The sequence below is a fragment of the Acidobacteriota bacterium genome (assembly GCA_030774055.1).
Taxonomy (GTDB): Bacteria; Acidobacteriota; Terriglobia; order Terriglobales; family Acidobacteriaceae; genus JACPNR01.
Window position 1 is genome coordinate 13,376 of sequence record JALYLW010000103.1, and the last position, 20,619, is coordinate 33,994.

The window sequence follows — 20,619 nt, forward strand, 5'->3', positions numbered from 1 at the left end:
ACGATCTTCGCCTAATGCCTGGCGGCAGCGGCGGCCGTCTCTTCCAGGCGGCGCAGGCTCTTGGATTCGCCGATGGCGATGAGGAAGTCGTTGGGCTCGATGCGGTCGGCGGCCGCGGGATTGAACTTCATCGTCTGCCCCTCGCGCTTGATGGCGAGCACGATGACTCCAAGCTGCTGGTGGATGCGCGAGTCTCCGATGGTCAATCCGGCTAGCTTCGAACTGGGTGCGACTTGCACCTCTTCGATCTCGAGGTCCACGTCGGGATCGAGCGTGGCGAGGTCGAGGAAGTCGAGCACGTTGGGACGCAGGAACTGCTGCGCGATGCGGTGCCCGGCAAAGGAATACGGCGAGATGATGCTGTCGGCCCCGGCAGTGCGCAGATGCTTCTCCGCATCTTCCTCGCTGGCGCGCGCGATGATGCGGAGCTTCGGATTCAGTCCGCGCGCCGTCAGCACAATGTAGATATTGGTGGCATCGGTGGTGGTGGCGGCGACCAGGCCCTCGGCGAGCTCGATGCGCGCCGCACGCAGGGTCTTCTCCAGCGTGGCATCGCCGCGCATCATCAGCCAGCCGTCTGGCAGCGCGTCGCTGCGCGCCTCGCTGGTCTCGATGATGACGAACGGCGCGGGCTTGCGCGCAAGCTCGCGCGCCACGCTGCGCCCCACGCGGCCGGCGCCGCAGATGATGTAGTGTCCCGTGAGTTTCTCGATGTCCCGTTCCATGCGCCGCTGTCCAAAGACCTTTCCGAGCTCGAATTCTAGCAAAGCCTGGGTCAGCGACCCGATGGCAAGGAAGACCGTGCCCACGCCGAAGATGATCACGAACAGGTTGAAGATGCGCCCGGCGTGCGAAAGCGGATGGACCTCCATGTAGCCCACGGTCGTGAACGTGGTCACGACCATGTAGAAGCAGTCGAGCCACGGCCAGCCCTCGATCACGCGGAAGCCGACCGTCCCGGCCGCAGCAAAGCCGGCCATCAGCACCAGGACGGTCTTGAGGTTGCGCAGCGGACGCAGCATTGACGGCTTCATGTCGCTGCGGATTCTAGCAGGTCAAATAAAGACAGGAGGAAAGGAGGACAGGAGGAAGAACAGGAAGGAAGGAGAACAAAAGAACAGGAAGAAAGGAAAAGGGCTTACCTCCCCTCCTCCCATCCTCCTGTGTTCACTTGACATTGATCTACGGTTTTTTGCGCGTCGATGCGGTGAAGGTATCTCCCGAGGGCGGATTCTCCACGTGCACCACTTCCCCGCGCTGCACTTTACTGTGCTTGATGCCATAGAGGAAGTAGATGGCCATGCCGAGCACCAGCCACACGAACAGCCGGATCCAGGTCTTGCCATTCAGCCCCAACATCAGCGCCAGCGAGACGACCATGCCCATGATGGGCACGAACGGCACCCAAGGCGTGCGGAATGGGCGATTGACTTCGGGACGTTTCTTGCGCATCACCAGCACGCCCGCGCAGACGATCACGAACGCCATCAACGTTCCTATCGAGACCATCTGGCCGAGGTCACCGATGGGGACGAGTGAGCCGGTGATGGCCACGCAGACGCCAACGATGGCGGTGGACTTCCACGGTGTCCGGAACCTGGGATGGATGTCCGCCGCCCACTTCCACAGCAGGCCGTCCTTCGCCATGGAGTAGAAGACGCGCGATTGTCCCAGCAACATCACCAGCATCACGGTGGAAAGCCCGGCGAGCGCGCCGGCATTCACCACGTAGCTGCCCCAGCGCACGCCCGTCTCGCGGATAGCCAGCGAGACCGGTGCGCCGATGTTCAGGCGCGTGTAGTGGACCGTCATGGTCAGCAGCGCCGAGACCACGATGTAGAGCACGGTACAGATGGCCAGCGAGCCCAGGATGCCGATGGGCATATCCTTTTGCGGGTTCTTGGCTTCCTGCGCCGCGGTGGAGACCGCGTCGAATCCGATGTAGGCGAAGAACACCACGCCCGCAGCTCGCAAGATGCCCGACCATCCGTAGGAGCCGAAGTGTCCGGTGTTCGGTGGCAGGAAGACGGCCCAGTTCGTGCGCGCGAGGTCCGGATGCTTGAAGACGAACGCGCCGGCCACGGCGATGAAGGTGAGCACGGCGAAGAGTTTGATGAACACAACCACGGTGTTGAAGTTCGCCGACTCCTTGATGCCGACGATCAGGATGGTGGTGACCGCCAGGATGGCCAGGAACGCCACCAGGTTGAAACTCGTGGTGACGTGTTGTGTCGCTTGGGTCAGCTGGTCAGCGGTGAGCGCGGTCTCGGGAAACCAGCGGCCGTCGAACATCGCCCACTTCGCGCCCGGGACGTCGCAGATCTGCGGCGGTATGTTGATGCCGTAGTCCTGCAGGAAGGCGACCAGCGTCGAGCTCCAGCCGGAAGCGACCGTGGCCGCGCCAAAAGCGTATTCCAGGATCAGGTCCCAGCCGATGATCCACGCGATGATCTCGCCGAGCGTCGCGTACCCGTAGGTATACGCGGAGCCGGCGATAGGGATCATGGAGGCGAACTCGGCATAGCACAAGCCGGCGAAGGCGCACGCCACGCCCGCGAGCACGTAAGAGAGCACGATGGCGGGGCCGGTGTACTGCGCCGCCGCTTCTCCGGTGAGCACGAAGATGCCGGCGCCGATGATGGCGCCGATGCCGAGGGTGATGAGGTTGAGGGGACCGAGCGCCCGCTTCAGTCCGTGTTCGCTCGTGTCCGAGGCTTCCGCCATCAGCATGTCGAGCGATTTGCGTTTGAAGATCTTGGATTCAGCCATCCGTCTTCTGTGCTCCCGTTTACGCCCGCGCTGCTGCCGGGGCGGAGGACCTGCGCGACCACAGGAAATATACAGGAATCCCTAACAGCACGATGGCCAAACCCGGCCACGTGTACTGCGGTTTGTAGAGCAACAGCACCACGTCGATGAACAGCGCCATCGCGATGTAGATGGCCGGCAGCACCGGGTATCCGAAGGCCTTATAAGGACGCTCCGCATCCGGCCGCCTGACCCGCAGCACGAAGAGCCCGGCGATGGTCAGGATGTAGAACACCAGCACCGCGAAGATGATGTAGTCGAGCAACTGTCCATACGTCCCGGAAAGACAGAGCAGGCACGTCCACACCGCCTGCACGCCGAGCGATACCGCCGGCGTCTTGTATTTCGGATGCAGCTTCCCGACCGAGCGGAAGAACAATCCATCTTTCGCCATGGCGTAGTAGACCCGCGCGCCGGCGAGGATGAGGCCATTGTTGCAGCCGAAGGTCGAGACCAGGATAGCCGCCGCCATCAGCGCAGCCCCCGACGCGCCGAACATCACCTGCATCACCGCCGTGCCCACGCGGTCTTCGGGCGCGTACTGTATGCCGCGCGCCAGCAAGTCCGTGAGCGGAGCCGTTGGGCTGCCCGCCAGCGGCAGCTCTCGCAGGTAGATGTAGTTGACGCCGATATATAAAAGGATGACCGTCGCGGTGCCGATGGCCAGCGCCAGCGGCAGGTTGCGCCGCGGATCCTTCATCTCGCCCGCGGTGAAGGTCACGTTGTTCCACGCGTCGGCAGAGAACAGCGAGCCCACCTGCGACACCGCGATGATGGTGAAGATGCCCACGTAGGCGATGGTCCCGCTCGCGCCCACCGTCACCGGGAAGGTCGCACCCCAGGAGAAATTCTTCCAGAAGGCGCTTTCCGTAAAGTTAGCCGCGATCGCCTGCGCGTTCGCGCCCATGAAGATGCCGAAGAGGACGAGTCCCAGAAGAGCGGCGGTCTTGGCGAAGGTGAAGATATTCTGCACCATCGCGCCCGTCTTCACTCCGAACACGTTCACCGCGGTGAGCAGCACGATGATGACGATGGCGGCCAGGTTCGCGGTGTTCAGGCCCAATTCCATGCCTCCCAGTTCCACCGGGCCGATGACCAGTTTCGGCGCGTGCCAGTGCAAGCCGAACAGCCAGTGGCTGGACGAGACGGAGGGAAAGAAGACGCCGAGGAATTTGCCGAAGGCGACGCCCACGGCGGCGATCGTCCCCGTCTGGATCACCAGAAAGAGCGTCCAGCCGTAGAGGAACCCCCACAGCGGCCCCAGCGATTCCCGCAGGTAGACATACTGCCCGCCGGCGTGCGGCATCATGGCCGCGAGCTCGCCGTAGGCAAGCGCCGCCGCGATGGTCATGAACCCGGTGACCACCCACGCCGCGATGAGCAGCGCGGGCGAGCCGGTGAGGCGGGCGATGTCGGCGGAGACGATGAACACGCCCGAACCGATCATCGAACCCATCACCAGCGTGGTGGCGCTGGTGAGGCCGATGCCTTTCACCAGCCCGGCGTCTTGCGCCGCAGCGTCACTGGTTTGAACGTCGTGTTGACCTTCGGTCGCCACAGTCCTCTTTTCCTGATCCACGAGACGAAGATCATGAAACCCTACCGCAGAAGCCGTAAAAAGTCTTCCGTCGCGGCCCGCGGTTGCGCGAACAGGTCGCTCACCACCGCCACGCAATCGGCGCCCGCCTCGATGACCGCGCGGCAGTTCCCGCGCGTGATGCCGCCGATCGCGACCAGCGGCTTGCGCGTCGCGGCGCGTGCCCGGCGTACGCCTTCGAGTCCCACCACCGGGTCCGGACGCTCTTTCGTAGACGTAGCAAACACCGGCCCGATAGCGACATAGTCCACATCGGCGTCGGACGCGTCGGCTGCCGCCAGTTGTTCGGGATCATGCGTCGAAACGCCGAGCAAACGCCCGCGACCAACGACCATGCGCGCCCCAGCAGGCGATACATCATCCTGCCCCACATGGACGCCCTCGAATCCGGCGGCGAGGCACAAGTCGGCGCGGTCGTTCATCACCAGGGTCACGCCCGCTGTCACGCCCGCAGCGGCTCGCCGCAGCTCACGCGCGTGCGAGAGCATCTGCCGGGCGCTTCCCTGCTTGTTCCGGTACTGGATCAGCGTCGCGCCCCCGGCCAGGAGCTGTTCGGCAAAGCGCGCGATGGCGAGCGCGGCGTCGCTTTCACCGGCGAACCCTGCATCTGCAGGCGTTTCATCTACAAACAGGCCGGCGTCGATGATGGGGTAGAGCCGCGGGAGCAGAAGAGGTCGCTGCATTTTTTGCATGGCGAGGGTCAGGCGGGCAGCGCTTCCTGGTTCGGATCTTTCTCGTCGAGCTTCTTCTCGCGCTTTTTGTCTTGCTTCTTGTCTTCCTTCTTTGCCAGAAAGCGTTCCATGAACTTGGTGTCGTAGCGTCCGGCGTAGAACTCGGGATCGGTGATGATCTTCTTGTGCAGCGGGATGGTGGTAAAGATCCCTTCCACGATGAACATATCGAGCGCGCGCCGCATGCGCGAGATGGCCTCATCGCGGTCCTTGCCGTGGGTGATGAGCTTGGCGATGAGCGAGTCGTAGTAGGGCGGGATCACGCCCTCGGCGTAAGCGGCGGTGTCCACGCGCACACCCATTCCGCCGGGCACGTGGAACACGGTGATCTTCCCCGCCGACGGCGTGAACTTCTCGGGATGCTCCGCATTCACGCGGCACTCGATCGAGTGTCCGCGCATCTCGACCGGGCCTTTCACGATGTCGCCCAGCTTCGCGCCCGCGGCGATCAGGATCTGGCTCTTCACCAGGTCGATGCCGGTCACCATCTCGGTGATGGGATGCTCCACCTGGATGCGGGTGTTCATCTCGATGAAGTGCAGCTTGCGGTCTTCGTCCATCAGGAACTCGACCGTGCCGGCGTTCTGGTAACCGATGTTGGAGAGCGACTTCACCAGCCGGTCGCCGATCTCCTTGCGCATCTGCGGCGTGATCTGCGTCGACGGACATTCCTCCAGCAGCTTCTGGTGCCGCCGCTGGATGGAGCACTCGCGCTCGCCCAGGCTGATGACGTGGCCGTGCGCATCCGCCAGCACCTGGAACTCGATGTGCCGTGGCCGCTCGATGAATTTTTCCATGTACAGGGCGCCGTTGCCGAAGGCCGCCGCGGCCTCCGCCTGTGCCGCGATGAAGAGCTGGGGCAACTCGTCCGCCGCGCTGATCACGCGCATGCCGCGCCCGCCGCCGCCCGCCGATGCTTTGATGATGACCGGATATCCGATCTCCTCCGCCCACTCCAGCGCTTCCGCGTCGCTCTCGATCACGCCGTCTGACCCAGGCAGGATGGGCACGCCGGCCTTCTTCATCGCCATCCGCGCCTTCTCTTTTTCGCCCATCAGGCGCGTCACCGTGGAGGGCGGTCCGATGAACTTGATGTGCGAGGTCTCGCACACCTCCGCGAAGTTGGCGTTTTCGCTCAGCAGGCCGTAGCCGGGATGGATGGCCTCGGCGTTCGAAAGCTCGGCAGCGCTGATCACCGCCGGAACGTTGAGGTAGCTGTCCGCCGAGCGCGGCGGTCCGATGCAGATGGCTTCATCCGCGAACTTCACGTGCAGCGAGTTGCGGTCGGCCTCGCTGTAGACCGCCACCGTGCGGATGCCGAGCTCTTTGCAGGCGCAGATCACCCGCAGCGCGATCTCTCCACGGTTGGCGACGAGGACTTTCTTGAACATTCAGCGGGGACCTAGGCCTGCTGGAACAGGACTACTTCTGCCGGATGGCGAACAGCGGCTGGCCGTACTCGACCGGCTGGCCATTGGCTGCCAGTTTCTTCACCACTTCTCCGGCCACGTCAGACTCGATCTCGTTCATCAGCTTCATCGCTTCGATGATGCACAGCACCTGGCCGGCTTCGACCGTGTCGCCCACCTTCACGAACGGCGGTGAGCCGGGCGAGGGCGATTCGTAGTACGTCCCCACGATGGGAGACTTCACCAGGTTCAAGTCTTCTTCGACCGCAGGGATCTTTGCCGCCGGCGGTGCAACGTTGGGTGTGGCCGTGGCGTAGGATTCGGGCAGCGGCGGCGGCGCGGGCGCGTGATGGACGAACGCCATCTGCGGCGGCGGCGCCACGTGCTCGCTGGCGCGCTTCACCCGCACCTTCACGTCGCCACGCTCGAGCTCGAACTCGGCGATGTCTTTCTCGATGAGGAACTCGATGAGTTCCTTTAATTCCTTTTGGTTCATCTTCGTGTCGTGGCACGCCGTGGGCGTGCCGGTCGTCCGGAACAGCTACTCGAGTGCGATCAGCTCCTTGGTAGTGGGGGTGAGCACCTCGCACCCGTCCTCGGTCACGACAACCATGTCTTCGATCCGGACCCCGCCCTCTCCCGGCAGGTACACGCCCGGCTCCACTGTGATGACCATCCCGGGGAGCAGCTTCTCCACCTGCCCTTTGGCGATGCGCGGAGGCTCGTGGATCTCAAGTCCCACTCCGTGGCCTGTAGAGTGGGTAAAGAAGCGGGCTAACCCCGCTTTTCGCAGTGTCGAACGGGCCGCTTGGTCCACTTCGGCTACCGTTCGGCCCGGACTCACCTTTGCTATTGCTGCCAGTTGTGCGTCCAGGACGGCGTGGTACAGCATGGAATCCCGCTTGCTCGGGGCGCCCACGTGCACGGTGCGCGTCATATCCGAGCAATAACCGGCGAGTATAACACCGAAGTCGAGGATGACAAATCCATCCCGCTGAATGGGTTGCGCGGAAGCCTTGCCGTGCGGCAGAGCGGACCGGAAGCCGGAAGCGACGATCGTCTCGAACGACATTCCCTGCGCGCCGGCGCGGCGCGCGGCATGCTCCAGCTCGGCAGCAACGTCAGCTTCTGTGACCCGTTCCTTGAACCCCAGCTTTATGGTGCGCAGCACACCCGCGAATAGTCCGGAGGCCAGCAGCACCGCTGCGCGTATCTGTTCGATCTCTGCCTTCTCTTTCACCCTCCGCAAACGCTCGACCAGACCCGAAGTGGGAGCCAGCTTCGCCGGCTTCGAGGTCGCCGACGCAAGGTGCCGCTGGGTTGCGAATGAAAGATGCTCGGCTTCGAAGGCGATCCGCCGGGCCCTCTGCCGCTTCAACCAGTCCATGGCTTCGACGAGCGCAGGACGCTTCCCTACGACTACCTTGACGCCCCTGATCTCTTCCCGTGCCTGCGTGGTGTAGCGGCCGTCGGTGAAGAAGGCGGCCTGGGCGCCGTCTTCTACCCGCGCCAACGCCAGCACCCCCGCGCTGCCGGTAAAGCCGCAGAGGTAGCGGACATTCGCCAGGTGCGTGATCAGGCAGGCGTCGAGGTGAGCGGCCGCCATCTGTGCTGCGAGCTTCTTCCGGCGACCGGGATAGTCGTGCACCATGACCATGGGCATGATTGTAATCGGCAAGTGAAAGCCCCCGCTGGTTGGCGGGGGCTCTCGGTTGGTAGTGCGTTAGGTCGTTATGTCTGGATGATCTTCGGAGTGATGAAGAACAGCAGCTCCTGCGTCTCCGTCGATACCGAGCGATTCTTGAACAGGTTGCCCAGGATCGGGATGCTCCCGAGGATCGGCACCTGGTTGATCGCGATCGAGTTCGTGGTGCGGATGACACCGCCCAGCATGATGGTGCCACCGTCGGTCACCAGCACCTGCGTCTTGACGTGTTGGGTCAAGAGCGAAGGCGGAGAGCTACTATTCTGCGGCACACGGCTGAAGTCAGGCGTGGTGTTCTCGATCTCGATTTGCAGGAAGATCGTGTTCTCACGCGTGATCTGCGGCGTCACGGAAAGGCGCAACAGCGCGTCCACGAACTGCGTGGTCGGCGGACCGCCCAGCTGCGAACCCGTTACCACCGGGATCTTCACGCCTTGCTCGATCAGGGCGGGGATGTTGTCCTGCGTGGCCACGTTCGGACGCGACAGGATCTTGATCAAGCCGCGGGACTCGGCCATGGTGAGGATAGCGTCCAGCTTGATGTTCGCGTCAGCATAAGAGACACCGAGGCCGCTGGTCGCCGTCACCGGCAAGTTGCTGAACAGCGGGATCGCGCTCAGCGGACTGATTCCGGTCTGCGGCGCGCCCCCCACCGTCGTGGTGGCAGTGCCATGCCCAGAGACTCCGATCGCCTGGAAGCCCCACTGCATGCCGAACGCACGCGCGAAGTTGCGCGTCGCTGCGACCACGCGGGCGCTCACCTCGACCTCTTGGGTCTTGAAGTCGAGCTGCTTGATGAGCGCGTTCACCGGAGGCAGGTAGCTCGGGATGTCTTCGATGATCAGCGCGTTCAAGCGCGGATCGGCGATGACTTCGCCGCGTGGTGAAAGGAACTTCTTGATGGTCGTGACCAGGTCGTTGGCATGCGCGTAGCTCAGGAAGATGGTTTGCGTGACCTTCGGCACCGCCAGCGCCTTGGCTTCGCGTTGCAGGCGCTGCGCGTCGGCTTCCTTCTTCAAGGTGTCGAGCGTAGCGATGCGCAGCACGTTGCCTTCGAGCTCGCACTCCAGGCCGTTGTTCTTGAGCACGATGTTCAGCGCCTGGTCCCACGGCACTTCATCGAGCACCAGCGTGACCGACCCCTTCACGTTCGGGTCGAGCACGATGTTCAAGCCGCTGATCTCGTGGATGAGGCGGAAGAAATCCTTCAGGTCGACGTCTTTCAGGTTCACCGAGACCGGCTCGCCCGAGTAGCGCGCGCGCGAGCAGCTCTGCGGACCAGCCGCCGGCAGCTGCGGCGGGTTCGCCGCCTGCATGGCCGAGAGGTTGACCGCCGGCTGCGCCTTGAACGACGCCGTCGTCGGCATGCCTGAGGGGTTCGTTTCCAGGCTCGTCGGCGTGAACTTCGCCGCCGCCTGGGTCGCCCGCTCCGCCGGACGAGTCTCTTCCGAGCTGTCGCCATCCAGGTTCACGCTCACGAACGAACGCGCCGCGCCTGGTGCCGCGGCGGGGGTCGCCGGAGTGGCCGCCGCTAGCGTCTCTACCGGCTTCGTCTCCGCCGGCTTCGTCGCAGCAGCCACGGTCGACGGCACGGTCGCCGCCGCCGGCTTGGCCACTGCCGCCGGAGCATGGAAGGTGAGCATCAGCTTGTTGCCCACGGGGGTGAGTTCGAAGTCTTGTGCCGACTTCAGGTCCACGACCACGCGCGTGATCGGCGGATCCATCTGGAAGCGCGCATAGCGCACGCTCTTGATGTCGCCGGAACCGACCGCGAGTTCGCGCCCTTTGCCCATGGGAACAGCGTTGGGAAGATCGATGACGACGCGGTCCGGCCCGGTCAGCTTCATCGCCTTGGGCTGGATCGCTCCGCTGGAGACGATCTCGACCGCGACCTCGCCGTTATGGCGGGTCACGCCGACGTTGCGCACCGTGACCGGCATGGCGGCCCTGGCAGCTTTCGTCTCGGTTGTCTTGTTGGCCACGGTCTGCGACGGATCGGCCTGCGCCTGGCGTTTCACCGTCTCGAGGGCGGAAGGCCTTGCAGCCTCCGCCGGACCGTAGGAGCGCTCGGACGCGTTGACATGGACTGCCAACCCGTCAGCGCCTTCGCTGAAGCTCACCACTGCCCCAGGGGCGAGCGTGATCTCCAAACGCGCGACGTCAGCGCCGCCCACGCCCTTGTACCCCAGCACACGGTACGAAGATACGCCGGCCGCTTGCACCTTCTGCATGCGTCCGTCGAGCTTCGCCGCTGACACCCCGGTCATATCGACCAGCAACAACGTGTCCGTGGGACGGTACTCGGTATGCGTGAACGCGCCGGTGGCACGGATGGTGACGGTCGTGGTCGCTCCCTGAGTGGCGAACGAGACGTCCGTCATTTGCGTACCGGCGGCTGCCGCGGTCGTGGCGCACACGACCGACAACAGTAATATGCACAGCAGTTGCTTCAGCCTCATCTTATCTCTCCTCACGGATGCGGCATTCGCCCTATCCGTGCGCGGCTTCCTTACTACTGCCGCTTAAGAATTAGCCCTGACTGCCCTAGGTTCGGCCCGGATTGTGTGGTGCACTTGCTCCGCCGGCGCTTGCGTGCCGGCGGTCTTCAAACTTTTATGCCGACGGCGCTATGCGCTTCACTACTTCCTTCTGCACCGACTTGCCCAGCGAGTCGACCACGTTCTGGCGGAAGACGACCGAGTCGCTGGTGATGCGCGCTACATAACCGTCGTACAGCGCGTCATTCTCGCGCACGTAATAAATCTTTTTCGCGGGATTGCCGACCACCGCGATCCACTCCAGGCACTTGTGCGGCTGCCCGGCCCGCACCTGCGATCGCATGTCCAGGCGGCTGCAGACCACGCCCTCGACCGCGAGCTGATCGATGATCAGGCAGCGCTTGCCGGTACTGCAGGCGGTTTGCCCGCCCGAGCCGAGGCGCACGACCACCGGACTGATGAAGGGATCGCGCCGGCCCTTGGCGCTGTCCGTCGACTGGCCCGCGGACGGCTTGGCCTTCGCGCTGCTTGCAGCCACAGCCGGCTTGGCCGCCGCCGCCGGCTTCGCCGCGGGGGTGGTGGTCGTTTTCGCTGCCGGACTCTGCGAGGCGGGCGCTGCCGGCTTGTAAGCCGTGGCTTGCCCCGCGGCCATTCCGGCCGCCATGATCATCGTCGAGATGGTTGCAATCGCTTTCATACCGTCACCTGATCCCTGTTACTTCTTTGCCGGTGTCGCGGCCGGAGTCGCGCCCGGAGTCGTCCCCGTTGCAGTCCCTACCGGCTTCGGCGCCGGTTCATGCGAGAAGAAGGTCGTGGCGGTGAGGCCGGCCACCACCGACTCGTTCGGCGCGTAGTCGAACTTGCCCTTCACGCCCGCGTCGCTCGAGCGCTTCGGCGACGCCATCTTCATGGCGGAGATGTTGATGATGCGGTCCAGCTTCGCCGTCCGCTCGAAAAAGTTCAGCACCGAGTAGTACGGCCCGTCGATGTCCATCTCGAAGGGCAGCTCGCTGTAGAAGTCGTGCGTGCTCACGCCCTTCGACGTGTAACGCCGCACCTCTACTCCCGCCGACTGCGCCGTGTCTTGCATCATGTGCATGAACTGGTCGGCTTCCTTCTCGTCGGGCACGAACCGCTTCTGGATCTCGATCTGCTGCTTGTAATTAGCGATCTTGGCCTCGAGCTCGGGCAGCCTCGCCTTGAAGCTGCGCAGGCTGTCGTTCTGCTTCTTCTGCTCATTCAGCGCCGACTGTGCGGTTGCGTTCTCTTCCATCATCGGCTTGAGGCCGAACCAGTAGCCCAGTCCCAGAATGGCGGCCGCGATCACGAACGCGATCCCTAACTGCGCCGGCATCGACATTTCTCTCATGCTTGCCATATGTACCGTCCCAAAGAGCTACAGTTTCTTCTCGCCCGCGGCCGGCGCTGTCGCTGGGCCTTGCGGCTGCGACTTGTCGACCCGTTCACAAACCAGAGTGAAGTTGAACTGCTGCATATCCTTCACCTGCGGATCCTGCGCCGTTTCCTTCAGCTCGACCGAGCGGAAGTATCCGGTGCTCTGCAGGTTCTTCATCAGCGTGGCGACCTGGTGCACGCTCAACGCCGAACCGTCGATGTTGATGTTGCGGCCCTCTTCCTTCAGCGTGTTCAGCCACACCCCGTCGGTGCTGTGGATGGTGCTGCCGATCATCTGCAGCAGGTCGCTGGGACCGGCAGCCTTCGCGTGCAGGTCGTCGATCACTTTCACCCGCTGATCGAAGATCTTGCTCTGCGCTTCGAGTTCGTCGTATTTCGACTTGGCCAGCGCCAGCTCCTGCGCTTCCTTCTGCGCCGCTACCATCTCTTTGTCGATGCGCTTTCTGTCGTTGCCGACCTTCCACCACCAGCCGGCGAGCGCGCCGATCGCGAGGATCAGCACCACGATGATCAGCACCATCGGATTCGGACCTTCGCCGGCAACGGACGCTGCCGCCGCGCGCTTGCCCTTCTTCGGTTTCGGCAGTCCAAGTAGATTGATCTGGATCATAACGGGAAGCTCCTCAAAGCGAGGCCCACTGCTACCGCAAGCTGTCCGGCATTCTGGTCGATCAGTTCGGCTTCCGCGGCGTTCGCCGGGTAGCCGATCTTCTGGAACGGGTTCAGCAGCTCGACCGGCAGCGAGAATTCCTGCCGCAGCCCTTCGAGCAGCCCGGGCACGCGCGAGGAACCGCCGGCCAGGTAGATGCGTTCGATGTGCTCGCCGGCCGCGGTCGCGCGGAAGAAGTCGAACGTCTTCTGGATCTCGAGCACGATGATCTCAGTCACCTGCTGCAGGATCGGCATCTTCGCGTCTTCGCTCACCGTGCCGACTTTCTTGCCCAGCTTGAGCGCTTCCGCGTCGTCGAAGCTGAGGTCGAGTTCCTTCTGCAGCGAGTCGGTGTACTGGTTGCCGCCCACCGACACGTCGCGAGTGAACAGCGGCGTGGTGCCCTTCACGATGTTGATGTTCATGACGCTGGCGCCCAGGTTGAGCAATGCCACGGTGGAGCCCGGCGCGGGTTCGTAGTTGTACTCGTAGCAGTTCTGCAGCGCGAACGCGTCGATGTCCACCACCGAAGCCGCCTTGCCTGCCAGCGAGAGCACGTTGGTGTAGTTCAGGATCTTGTCGCGCTTCACCGCCACCAGCAGCACGTCCATCTGCGGACCGCCTTCGTCCGGATTCAGCACCTGGTAGTCGATGTTCACGTCCGCGATGTCGAATGGGATGTGCTGCGCGGCCTCCGTCTGGATCGAGGCTGCCAGCTCTTCGTCGCTCTGCGGCGATACCGAGATCTTCTTCACGATCACCGAGTGGCCACTCACCGAGGTCGCCACCGATTTTGTCTTGATCCCCGCCGTGGCGAAGATCTTGCCGATCGCGCTCGAGACCGAACCCGAGTCCACGATCATGGAATCCACCACGATGTCGGAAGCCAAAGGCTCCAGCCCAACATGCGCTACCTGGATCTCACCCTTCGTCTTCCGCAGTTCGACCGCTTTGATCGAACTGGAGCCGATGTCCAGGCCGACGATCGTTTTTGCGCCGCCGAATAAACCCATATCAGTTCCTCAGTGCCCCGCCGCCACGCGCGCGGCTTTGGGCCTCTTCTTCCCGCGACCTTCCCCGACCATGCTCTTGCGTTCCATCCAGGAATCCAAGATCGTCTTCTTGAACTTCCAGCGGTTGCCGAGCTTGAAGGCAGGGATTTTTTCCTCGTATACGTACTTGTAAAGCGTGTCCGGACTCACGCCTAAATACTGCGACGCTTGCCGGATGTTCATCACTTCACGCGAATCTGCCATAAATGCCTAGCCCCTTCCACAGTGTTTCGCGCCCGCCCACTGGCGGACACGATCTGACCGGGCCGTGAGGAGGAAATCCTCTGCTTTCTCGGGGGGAAGACTGCAGTGCGCGAGTTATACCAGCGTTACTCCCCTGAGTGTCAAGCACAGTTGTTGGTTTTCTTCCGGTTTCTTCGGGTTTTTCGGGAATTTGGCCGATGTACCTTGGTGCGAAAATGGCCTATCTTGGGGTCCATGTTGGCGACAACCACAAGATACTGTGGTGTTAATGCACATGATGCAGAAAATTGTCGGAGGAGTTACTAAGACAGCACGTCGCCGGTTAGGTGTACGTCACCTTTTCACCCGCTGCGCTCGCCCCAGCGGCGGCGCTGCAGTTTGAGCAGGAATGCGACGGTGAGACGGCGTTCTTCCGGGCGCAGATCGGGCGTGAATCCCGGTACCAGCGAGCCCGGCGGGCCGGTATTGCCGCCCGCCGGCGTCACGCCTCCGGGGACGGCGAAGTAAGGCACGTTCGCCCGCGCGGTGGTTGTACTCGGACCGCTGCCAGCCGCTTTTCCAGCTCTTCCACGCGCTCGAGCAGCGTCTGCTCGCGCTTAGTCAACTCTTCGGCCGGTGGCGCGGCCGGCGGCGCGGACTGTGTTCCGGCGCCGGCGGCGCAGAAAGCCGCGAACAGCGCTAACCGCAATGAACATGCGGGCCTTCATCGCCCCTCCGGGGTCTCTCCCACCAGCGCGCTCGCCTCGACGGGCTTCTCCGCCGTCTCTTCCAGCGCCGCCAACACCGACTGCCGCTTTGGTCCGTCGAGCTCCGCCTGCAGCTTATGGAGCGCCAGCGCCACGATGTGGTAGTGGTGCACGCTCGCGTACTGCGGCTCCTTGGTCACCTCGAGCCACAGGCCGTGCAGCAGCTCCACGTCCTGCGGACGCAGCCGCGGCTCATGCGGACCCAGGTTGTATTCGCGCACCCGCCCATCGGGCGCGACGAGTTCGAGCGTCAGACGAGGCTTGGGCTCCGGCAACCGCTCCCAAGCGTCCCCGGTCAGCTTGCCTTGCTCGTCGGGCGAGAGCTTGTTGGAATATCCGCAGACCACCTTCGCCGACTGCAGCGTCTGCGCCGTCAGCATGATGGTGTCGAACACGTTCGAGCCCGCCGCCACCAGCAACGACACCGGCTTGCCCGCTTTCTCCGCCACCGTGACCACGGCGGTGAAAAGCTGCTGCTCGTAGTGATCGAAGATCTCGCGCGTCTCATAGCTGGTACCGCCGCCGAAGGAGTGCTCGCGGTGGTAGAGCCGCGCCGTCATCACCACGACGTCTTGCCGCGTGGTGTCGGTCTCGTCGATCACCCGCCGCAGGTACTCGAGGTTCCGCGGGTCGCGGATGCCGACCAGGATGTTCCCCGGCCGCACCTGCAGCACCTCGCCCGAGAGCTGCGGATTGCTGTACACCCGGAATTGCTCCAGGTGCTCGGAGTCGCCGCCCTGGCGCTGCTTCGCCGTCCAGTGTTCCGACGCCCAGAACACGCCGAAGAACACCGCGCTGAAGCCGATGCCGGCCATCGTCGCGTCCGGCTTGGTGAACAGATTCACCAGCGCGGTGAGGAACAGCACCAGCGTGATCAGCGCCAGCCCGAGTGGGACCTCTTTGCCGGCGATGGAAAGATTCCCGGGGACCTTGAAAGCGCGCGCCTCGCGGTTCTTGTAGCGCAACACCAGCACCGCCAGCGCCTTGAACGCGAAGCTCCAGATCACGCCGAAGGCGTACAGCCCGGCGAGGATGAACACGTTGCCGCCGCTGAGCACGATGGTCAGCACCTGCAGCACCACGATCAGGTTGATCAGCCGGTAGCTCGTCCCATAGCGACGGTGCGGCTTCCGGAACCACGCCGGCATCACGCCGTCTTCGCTGACTCGATTGAGTACCCCATTCGAGCCTACGATCGCCGTATTCACCGCGCCCGCCAGGATCAACACGCCCACGATGACCACGAACCCCTGGAACAGGAGCTTCAGCGTGTACGGCCCCACCATGTACATCGCCAGCCCGCTGATCAGGTTGCCGAAATATTGCGGACGCACCTCGTCTGGAATGATCATCACCGCGAAGAAAGACACCAGCGAAGTGAACAGCAAGCTGTAAAGAAAAATGACCAGCCCGGCGCGCTCCAGATTCTTCAGTTTCGGGCTTTCGATCTCGCGATTCACCTGCGCCAGGGTTTCCTCGCCGCTCATCGCCAGCACCGAGTGTCCGAAGCCGGCGAGCACGATCACGAGCGTGAGGCGGCTGAGCCATGTACCGTCGAGCCAACCGAAGAATCCGTGGTCGAGCTTCATGTTCGCCGGCCGCGGGGACGGCGGCAGATGTACGCCGGTATGCGCGAGCGTCACCAGGCACCACCCGATCAGGATCACCACCATCACCGTGGTGATGCCCATGATCCACAGCGCCTTCGTGCTCGATTCATGCATGCCCTGGGTGTTCTTCCGCCAGAAGTACAGCGTCACCAGGACGGCGAAGCCGGCGGCGAACGCGTTCGCCGGCACGTGGATGGGACGACCCAGGTGCACGCTCACGTCTTCCACCAGGCCCGCCATGTAGAGCCCGGCGGAGACCGCGCTGATCGGTCCGGTGAGCACGTAATCGAACAGCAGCGCCGAAACAGACAGCTTGGCCAGCGTGCCGCCCATCGCTTCTTTCACCACGCGATACACGCCGCCGCGCACGAACATGGTGCTCGACTCGATGTAGACCGAGCGCACCGCATAGCTGAACAGCATGACCGCCAAGACGAACCAGGGCGCGGACTTCCCAATCACCTTTTCCGTGTCGCCGCCGACGTAGTAAGCCGACGATCCCAGATCGGAGAGCACGATGGCCGCCGCGCGCCAGAACGAGATGAACGACAGCATGACCGTCGTCGCTACGAATACCGGGACGGCGGGACGGGTTGGGATACGTGAGGTAGCGTCACGCGGCACCGGCGGCGTGCGCGTCATCGCATCGCTCATTGGTTCCTCTTTTCCGCCTGGCGATGAGCTGCGCGCAGAGAGGCGCTCGACGAGGCCGTTTGCCGCAAAGACTGACGCCGTGCATGCGAAAACGGACGCGCCAGAGTGGCCGCGCCCGTTCGCCGGGGAAGTTCGGGCAGGAGCAGTGCCAGCACGTAACGCTCGCGCCGCATGGCCGCTGCCTTACCGCCGAGCCAGCGGTCCTTGAGCCGCCGCGCCAGCCACACCGCGGGCACCAACAACAGCAGCGTCACTGCGCCGATCAGCTCTGCGGCCACAGCGTCATGCTATGAGCGCGAGGCGGTGGGCGCGTAAGCCGCGCCCAAAGAGTCCGTAAAGAGTGTGTAAGCTCAGGCCGGGTCGAAGCGGTAGCCGATCCATGGCTCGGTGAGCAGGTGCTTCGGATGGCGTGGGTCTTTCTCGATCTTCTTCCGCAATTGCCCTACGAACACCCGCAGGTATTCGGACTGCTCACTGCTGTTCGCTCCCCACACCGCCGTAAGGATGGCGCGCTGCGTGAGCACGCGGCCGTGGTTCGAGATCAGGAAGGTCAGCAGGTCGTATTCCTTGGGCGTGAGGTGCAACTCGCGCTCGCGGACGGTGACGCGCCGCTGGTCGGGCTCCACTTTGAAGTCGCCCACCTCGAGCGGCGCCTGCAGCGTTGCGGGCGCCGCCACCGCGCGCCGCAACAGCGCCCGGATGCGTGCCAGCAGTTCCTCGATGCCGAAGGGCTTGGTGACGTAGTCATCCGCGCCCGCGTCCAGCGCCGCCACCTTGGTCGTCTCGTCACCCTTCACCGAAAGCACGATGATGGGGACGGTGGAGGTTTGTCGCACGCGTCCGCAAAGCTCGGCGCCGCCCAAGCCGGGCATGCGCAGGTCGGTCACGATCAGGTTGAAGGCGGACGCCTTGAACACGTCGAGCCCGCTCTCGCCGTCAGGCGCGGTCGCGACCTCAAAACCCTGGCCTTCGAGTCCGCGGCGCAACACGCGCAGGATCTGCGGCTCGTCGTCGACGACTAAGATGCGCGCTTTGCGTTCCGTCGTCATGCTTCGCTCCGCTCGCCCGGGGTTCGTTCGCACGGTACGGTGAAACGCAGGACGGTGCCGCGGCCGTTGGTCCCGAAACCAACGCCGGCTTCCGCGCGGATCTTGCCGCCATGCGCTTCCACGATGCCGCGGGCGATCGCCAAGCCTACACCGAACCCCAGCTTGTCGCCGGAGGGACGTGGCGCGCGAAAGAACTTCTCGAACACGCGCTCGCGATATTCCGGCGCGATGCCTGCGCCTTCATCCGCCACGGCAAGCTCGACGCGATCCGCGGTGGACTGATTCGCGGAAACAACTATCGGCGCCCCCGGCGGCGAGTAGCGCGCCGCGTTCTCGAGCAGCTCGAACATCACTCCCGCGATCGACGCCGCGTCTACTTGCAGTAGCGGCAGCCGGTCCGCGATCGCGACCTCGACCGGATGTGTCGCCAGCACGCTGGCCGCGCGGTCGAGCGCGGCGTTCACGATCTCCGCCGCCGCCGTCGGCGCGCGCCGCAGCAACAGGTGTCCACCCTCGATCTGCGCCAGCTCCATCATCTCTTCCACAAAGCGGTTCAGCCGGTCACTCTCCTCGTCGATCACCGAAAGCAACTCGCGCCCGCCTTCTTCGTCGATGCCGCCCGCCTTCAGGCTGCCCATCAGCGTGGTCGCCGCCGCTTTGATGGAGGTCAGCGGCGTGCGCAAGTCATGCGTCACCGCGTCGAGCAGCGCGGTCTTCAGTTTCTCGCTGCGGCGCAGCGTCTCCGCCTCGCTCGCCTGCTCGAAAGCCTTGCGCAGTTCCTCATACAGGCGCTCGATCTCGAGCCGCCGCGCCTCGGCTTCTTCGGCTTTGCGCCGCGCGCGGGAAGAAAGCTGCCCCACGGTGACGGCGGTGATGGTGAACACGGCGAACGCGACCAGGTTTTCCGGATCGCGGATCGCCCAACTGTGGATCGGCGGGATGAAGAAGTAGTTGAACGAGAGCAGTGCGAGCAGGGCAGCCGCGAGCGCCGGCCCGCTGCCCCAGTACAGCGCCGGCAGCAGTACCGCCACCACCAGCAGGAGCGCGGCGGTGGTGAGGTTGACATCAATGTGCGCCCGCACCGCGATGAGCAAAAGGACGGCGACCGCAACGGTTGCGGCCGCCGAGAGGTACTTCCACGGAGTGGAAAAGGTCTGCGCCATGGCGGCGCTGCTGGGTTCCGTGACTACTGTTACGTGACTACCGTTCCGTGACTACCGTTCCGTGACTACGGTTATCTTGACCACTGGTTACTGGATATCGAACTGTTCCTGGTGCAGCGTCGGATCGGTACGCACGATCACCGTGCGTTTGGTGAGCTCTTCCATCTCCTGCAGCCAGCGCGCGCCAGTGGCTTTCAGCGCCTTGCCGACCTCGGGATTCACGCGCAGCATGATATCCGACTTGTCCATCGTCTTCGCCATCTTGCGCATCTCGACGTAGATCTCGTTGCAGACCGTCGTCACCGACTTGATCAGTCCCGTGCCGGTGCAATAGACGCAGGGCTGGCCCAGCGTGCGCTCGAGCGATTGCTTCACTCGCTTGCGCGTGATCGCCACCAATCCGAAATCGTTGAACTGCAGGACTTTTGAGGGCGCGCGGTCCGACCGCAGCGCCTCTTCCAGCGCCTGCATCACTTTCTGCCGGTTGCGCCGCTCATCCATATCGATGAAGTCGATCACGATGATGCCGCCCAGGTCGCGCAGCCGTATCTGCCGCACGATCTCTTTGATCGCATCCACGTTCGTCTTCACGATGGTGTCTTCGAGCCGCCCCGTCTTGCCCACGTACTTGCCGGTGTTCACGTCGATGGCGACCAGCGCTTCCGTCTGGTTGATCACGATGTAGCCACCGGACTTCAGCCACACCTTCGACTTCAGCGCCTTGTTGATCTCTTCCTGGATGTTGAACGCCTCGAACAGCGGCGTGTCTTTGGTGTAGAGCTTCACGCGCTTGACCAGCGAGGGCTGGAAGCGCCCGATGAAGCGCAGCACGCGCTCGTACTCCGCCTCGTTGTCCACCCAGAGGTGCGAGAAGTTTTGCGTGACCTGGTCGCGCAGCACGCGCTCCACCAGGTTGAGGTCGTGATAGATCAGCGCCGGCGCCTTGCCCGATTCCGCGCGCTGCTTGATCTCGTTCCACAGGTTGACGAGGAAGCGGATGTCGGCGCGCAGATCGTCTTCACTCGCGCCCGCCGCCGCCGTGCGCACGATGAATCCGCCGTGCGCCTTGCTCTCGTCGCGCTCGCTCAACAGGATGCGCTTCAGCCGCTGGCGCTCCTCATCCGAACCGATCTTGCGTGAGACGCCGATGTGCGCCACCGTCGGCATGTACACCAGGAAGCGTCCGGGCAGCGCGATGTGGCTGGTGATGCGCGCGCCTTTCTTGCCCATCGGCTCCTTGGCGATCTGCACCAGGATCTCCTGGCCTTCTTTCAATAACTCGTTGATCTGCGGACGGCCCGCGCTCTGGATGTTGCGGCGTCCACCAC

The 20,619-nt window shown here is 63.8% G+C and carries 19 protein-coding genes; all 19 read right to left on the bottom strand.

Going from position 1 to position 20,619, the window contains the following annotated elements; translation table 11 throughout:
• Positions 1-11: 11 nt before the first annotated feature.
• On the bottom strand, positions 12-1,034 hold the full coding sequence (locus tag M3P27_08530; GenBank protein ID MDP9268352.1) for a potassium channel protein: 1,023 nt from the start codon (positions 1,032-1,034) through the stop codon (positions 12-14).
• Positions 1,035-1,182: 148 nt separating this feature from the next.
• Positions 1,183-2,769 carry an amino acid permease gene (locus tag M3P27_08535; GenBank protein ID MDP9268353.1) on the bottom strand — a complete coding sequence of 529 codons (1,587 nt, stop codon included), beginning with the start codon at positions 2,767-2,769 and terminating at the stop codon, positions 1,183-1,185.
• Between the two features lie 19 nt (positions 2,770-2,788).
• Positions 2,789-4,303 (bottom strand): amino acid permease, encoded by a 1,515-nt coding sequence (locus M3P27_08540; protein MDP9268354.1) that lies wholly within the window; start codon positions 4,301-4,303, stop codon positions 2,789-2,791.
• A 104-nt stretch (positions 4,304-4,407) separates the two neighbouring features.
• A complete protein-coding gene (gene thiE, locus M3P27_08545) occupies positions 4,408-5,088 on the bottom strand; it encodes a thiamine phosphate synthase (GenBank protein MDP9268355.1) in 681 nt (226 codons plus the stop codon).
• Between the two features lie 17 nt (positions 5,089-5,105).
• Positions 5,106-6,527: an acetyl-CoA carboxylase biotin carboxylase subunit gene (gene accC / locus M3P27_08550; protein MDP9268356.1), complete on the bottom strand. Its 1,422-nt coding sequence runs from the start codon at positions 6,525-6,527 to the stop codon at positions 5,106-5,108.
• 31 nt (positions 6,528-6,558) lie between these two features.
• Complete coding sequence (gene accB / locus M3P27_08555; GenBank protein ID MDP9268357.1) at positions 6,559-7,041, bottom strand: acetyl-CoA carboxylase biotin carboxyl carrier protein; 483 nt, start codon at positions 7,039-7,041, stop codon at positions 6,559-6,561.
• A gap of 45 nt (positions 7,042-7,086) precedes the next feature.
• Positions 7,087-8,208: a Xaa-Pro peptidase family protein gene (locus M3P27_08560; GenBank protein MDP9268358.1), complete on the bottom strand. Its 1,122-nt coding sequence runs from the start codon at positions 8,206-8,208 to the stop codon at positions 7,087-7,089.
• 68 nt (positions 8,209-8,276) lie between these two features.
• A complete protein-coding gene (gene pilQ, locus M3P27_08565; protein MDP9268359.1) occupies positions 8,277-10,709 on the bottom strand; it encodes a type IV pilus secretin PilQ in 2,433 nt (810 codons plus the stop codon).
• A gap of 154 nt (positions 10,710-10,863) precedes the next feature.
• Complete coding sequence (locus M3P27_08570; GenBank protein MDP9268360.1) at positions 10,864-11,445, bottom strand: hypothetical protein; 582 nt, start codon at positions 11,443-11,445, stop codon at positions 10,864-10,866.
• A gap of 18 nt (positions 11,446-11,463) precedes the next feature.
• A complete protein-coding gene (pilO, locus tag M3P27_08575) occupies positions 11,464-12,117 on the bottom strand; it encodes a type 4a pilus biogenesis protein PilO (GenBank protein MDP9268361.1) in 654 nt (217 codons plus the stop codon).
• Between the two features lie 27 nt (positions 12,118-12,144).
• Positions 12,145-12,774 carry a PilN domain-containing protein gene (locus M3P27_08580; protein ID MDP9268362.1) on the bottom strand — a complete coding sequence of 210 codons (630 nt, stop codon included), beginning with the start codon at positions 12,772-12,774 and terminating at the stop codon, positions 12,145-12,147.
• Positions 12,771-13,826, bottom strand: coding sequence for a pilus assembly protein PilM (locus M3P27_08585; protein MDP9268363.1), 1,056 nt, complete (start codon positions 13,824-13,826; stop codon positions 12,771-12,773). Before M3P27_08585 ends, M3P27_08580 begins: the two co-directional genes overlap by 4 nt.
• A 9-nt stretch (positions 13,827-13,835) precedes the next feature.
• Positions 13,836-14,069 carry a helix-turn-helix domain-containing protein gene (locus tag M3P27_08590; GenBank protein MDP9268364.1) on the bottom strand — a complete coding sequence of 78 codons (234 nt, stop codon included), beginning with the start codon at positions 14,067-14,069 and terminating at the stop codon, positions 13,836-13,838.
• Positions 14,070-14,410: 341 nt separating this feature from the next.
• On the bottom strand, positions 14,411-14,581 hold the full coding sequence (locus M3P27_08595) for a hypothetical protein (GenBank protein MDP9268365.1): 171 nt from the start codon (positions 14,579-14,581) through the stop codon (positions 14,411-14,413).
• A 191-nt stretch (positions 14,582-14,772) separates the two neighbouring features.
• Positions 14,773-17,079: an APC family permease gene (locus tag M3P27_08600; protein ID MDP9268366.1), complete on the bottom strand. Its 2,307-nt coding sequence runs from the start codon at positions 17,077-17,079 to the stop codon at positions 14,773-14,775.
• On the bottom strand, positions 17,076-17,357 hold the full coding sequence (locus M3P27_08605; GenBank protein ID MDP9268367.1) for a hypothetical protein: 282 nt from the start codon (positions 17,355-17,357) through the stop codon (positions 17,076-17,078). Before M3P27_08605 ends, M3P27_08600 begins: the two co-directional genes overlap by 4 nt.
• Before the next feature lie 72 nt (positions 17,358-17,429).
• Entirely contained in the window at positions 17,430-18,128 is a 699-nt protein-coding gene (locus M3P27_08610; GenBank protein MDP9268368.1) for a response regulator transcription factor, read from the bottom strand.
• Positions 18,125-19,291 carry a DUF4118 domain-containing protein gene (locus tag M3P27_08615; protein ID MDP9268369.1) on the bottom strand — a complete coding sequence of 389 codons (1,167 nt, stop codon included), beginning with the start codon at positions 19,289-19,291 and terminating at the stop codon, positions 18,125-18,127. Before M3P27_08615 ends, M3P27_08610 begins: the two co-directional genes overlap by 4 nt.
• A gap of 87 nt (positions 19,292-19,378) precedes the next feature.
• On the bottom strand, positions 19,379-20,619 hold a 1,241-nt coding region (locus tag M3P27_08620), incomplete at its 5' end, for an Rne/Rng family ribonuclease (GenBank protein ID MDP9268370.1).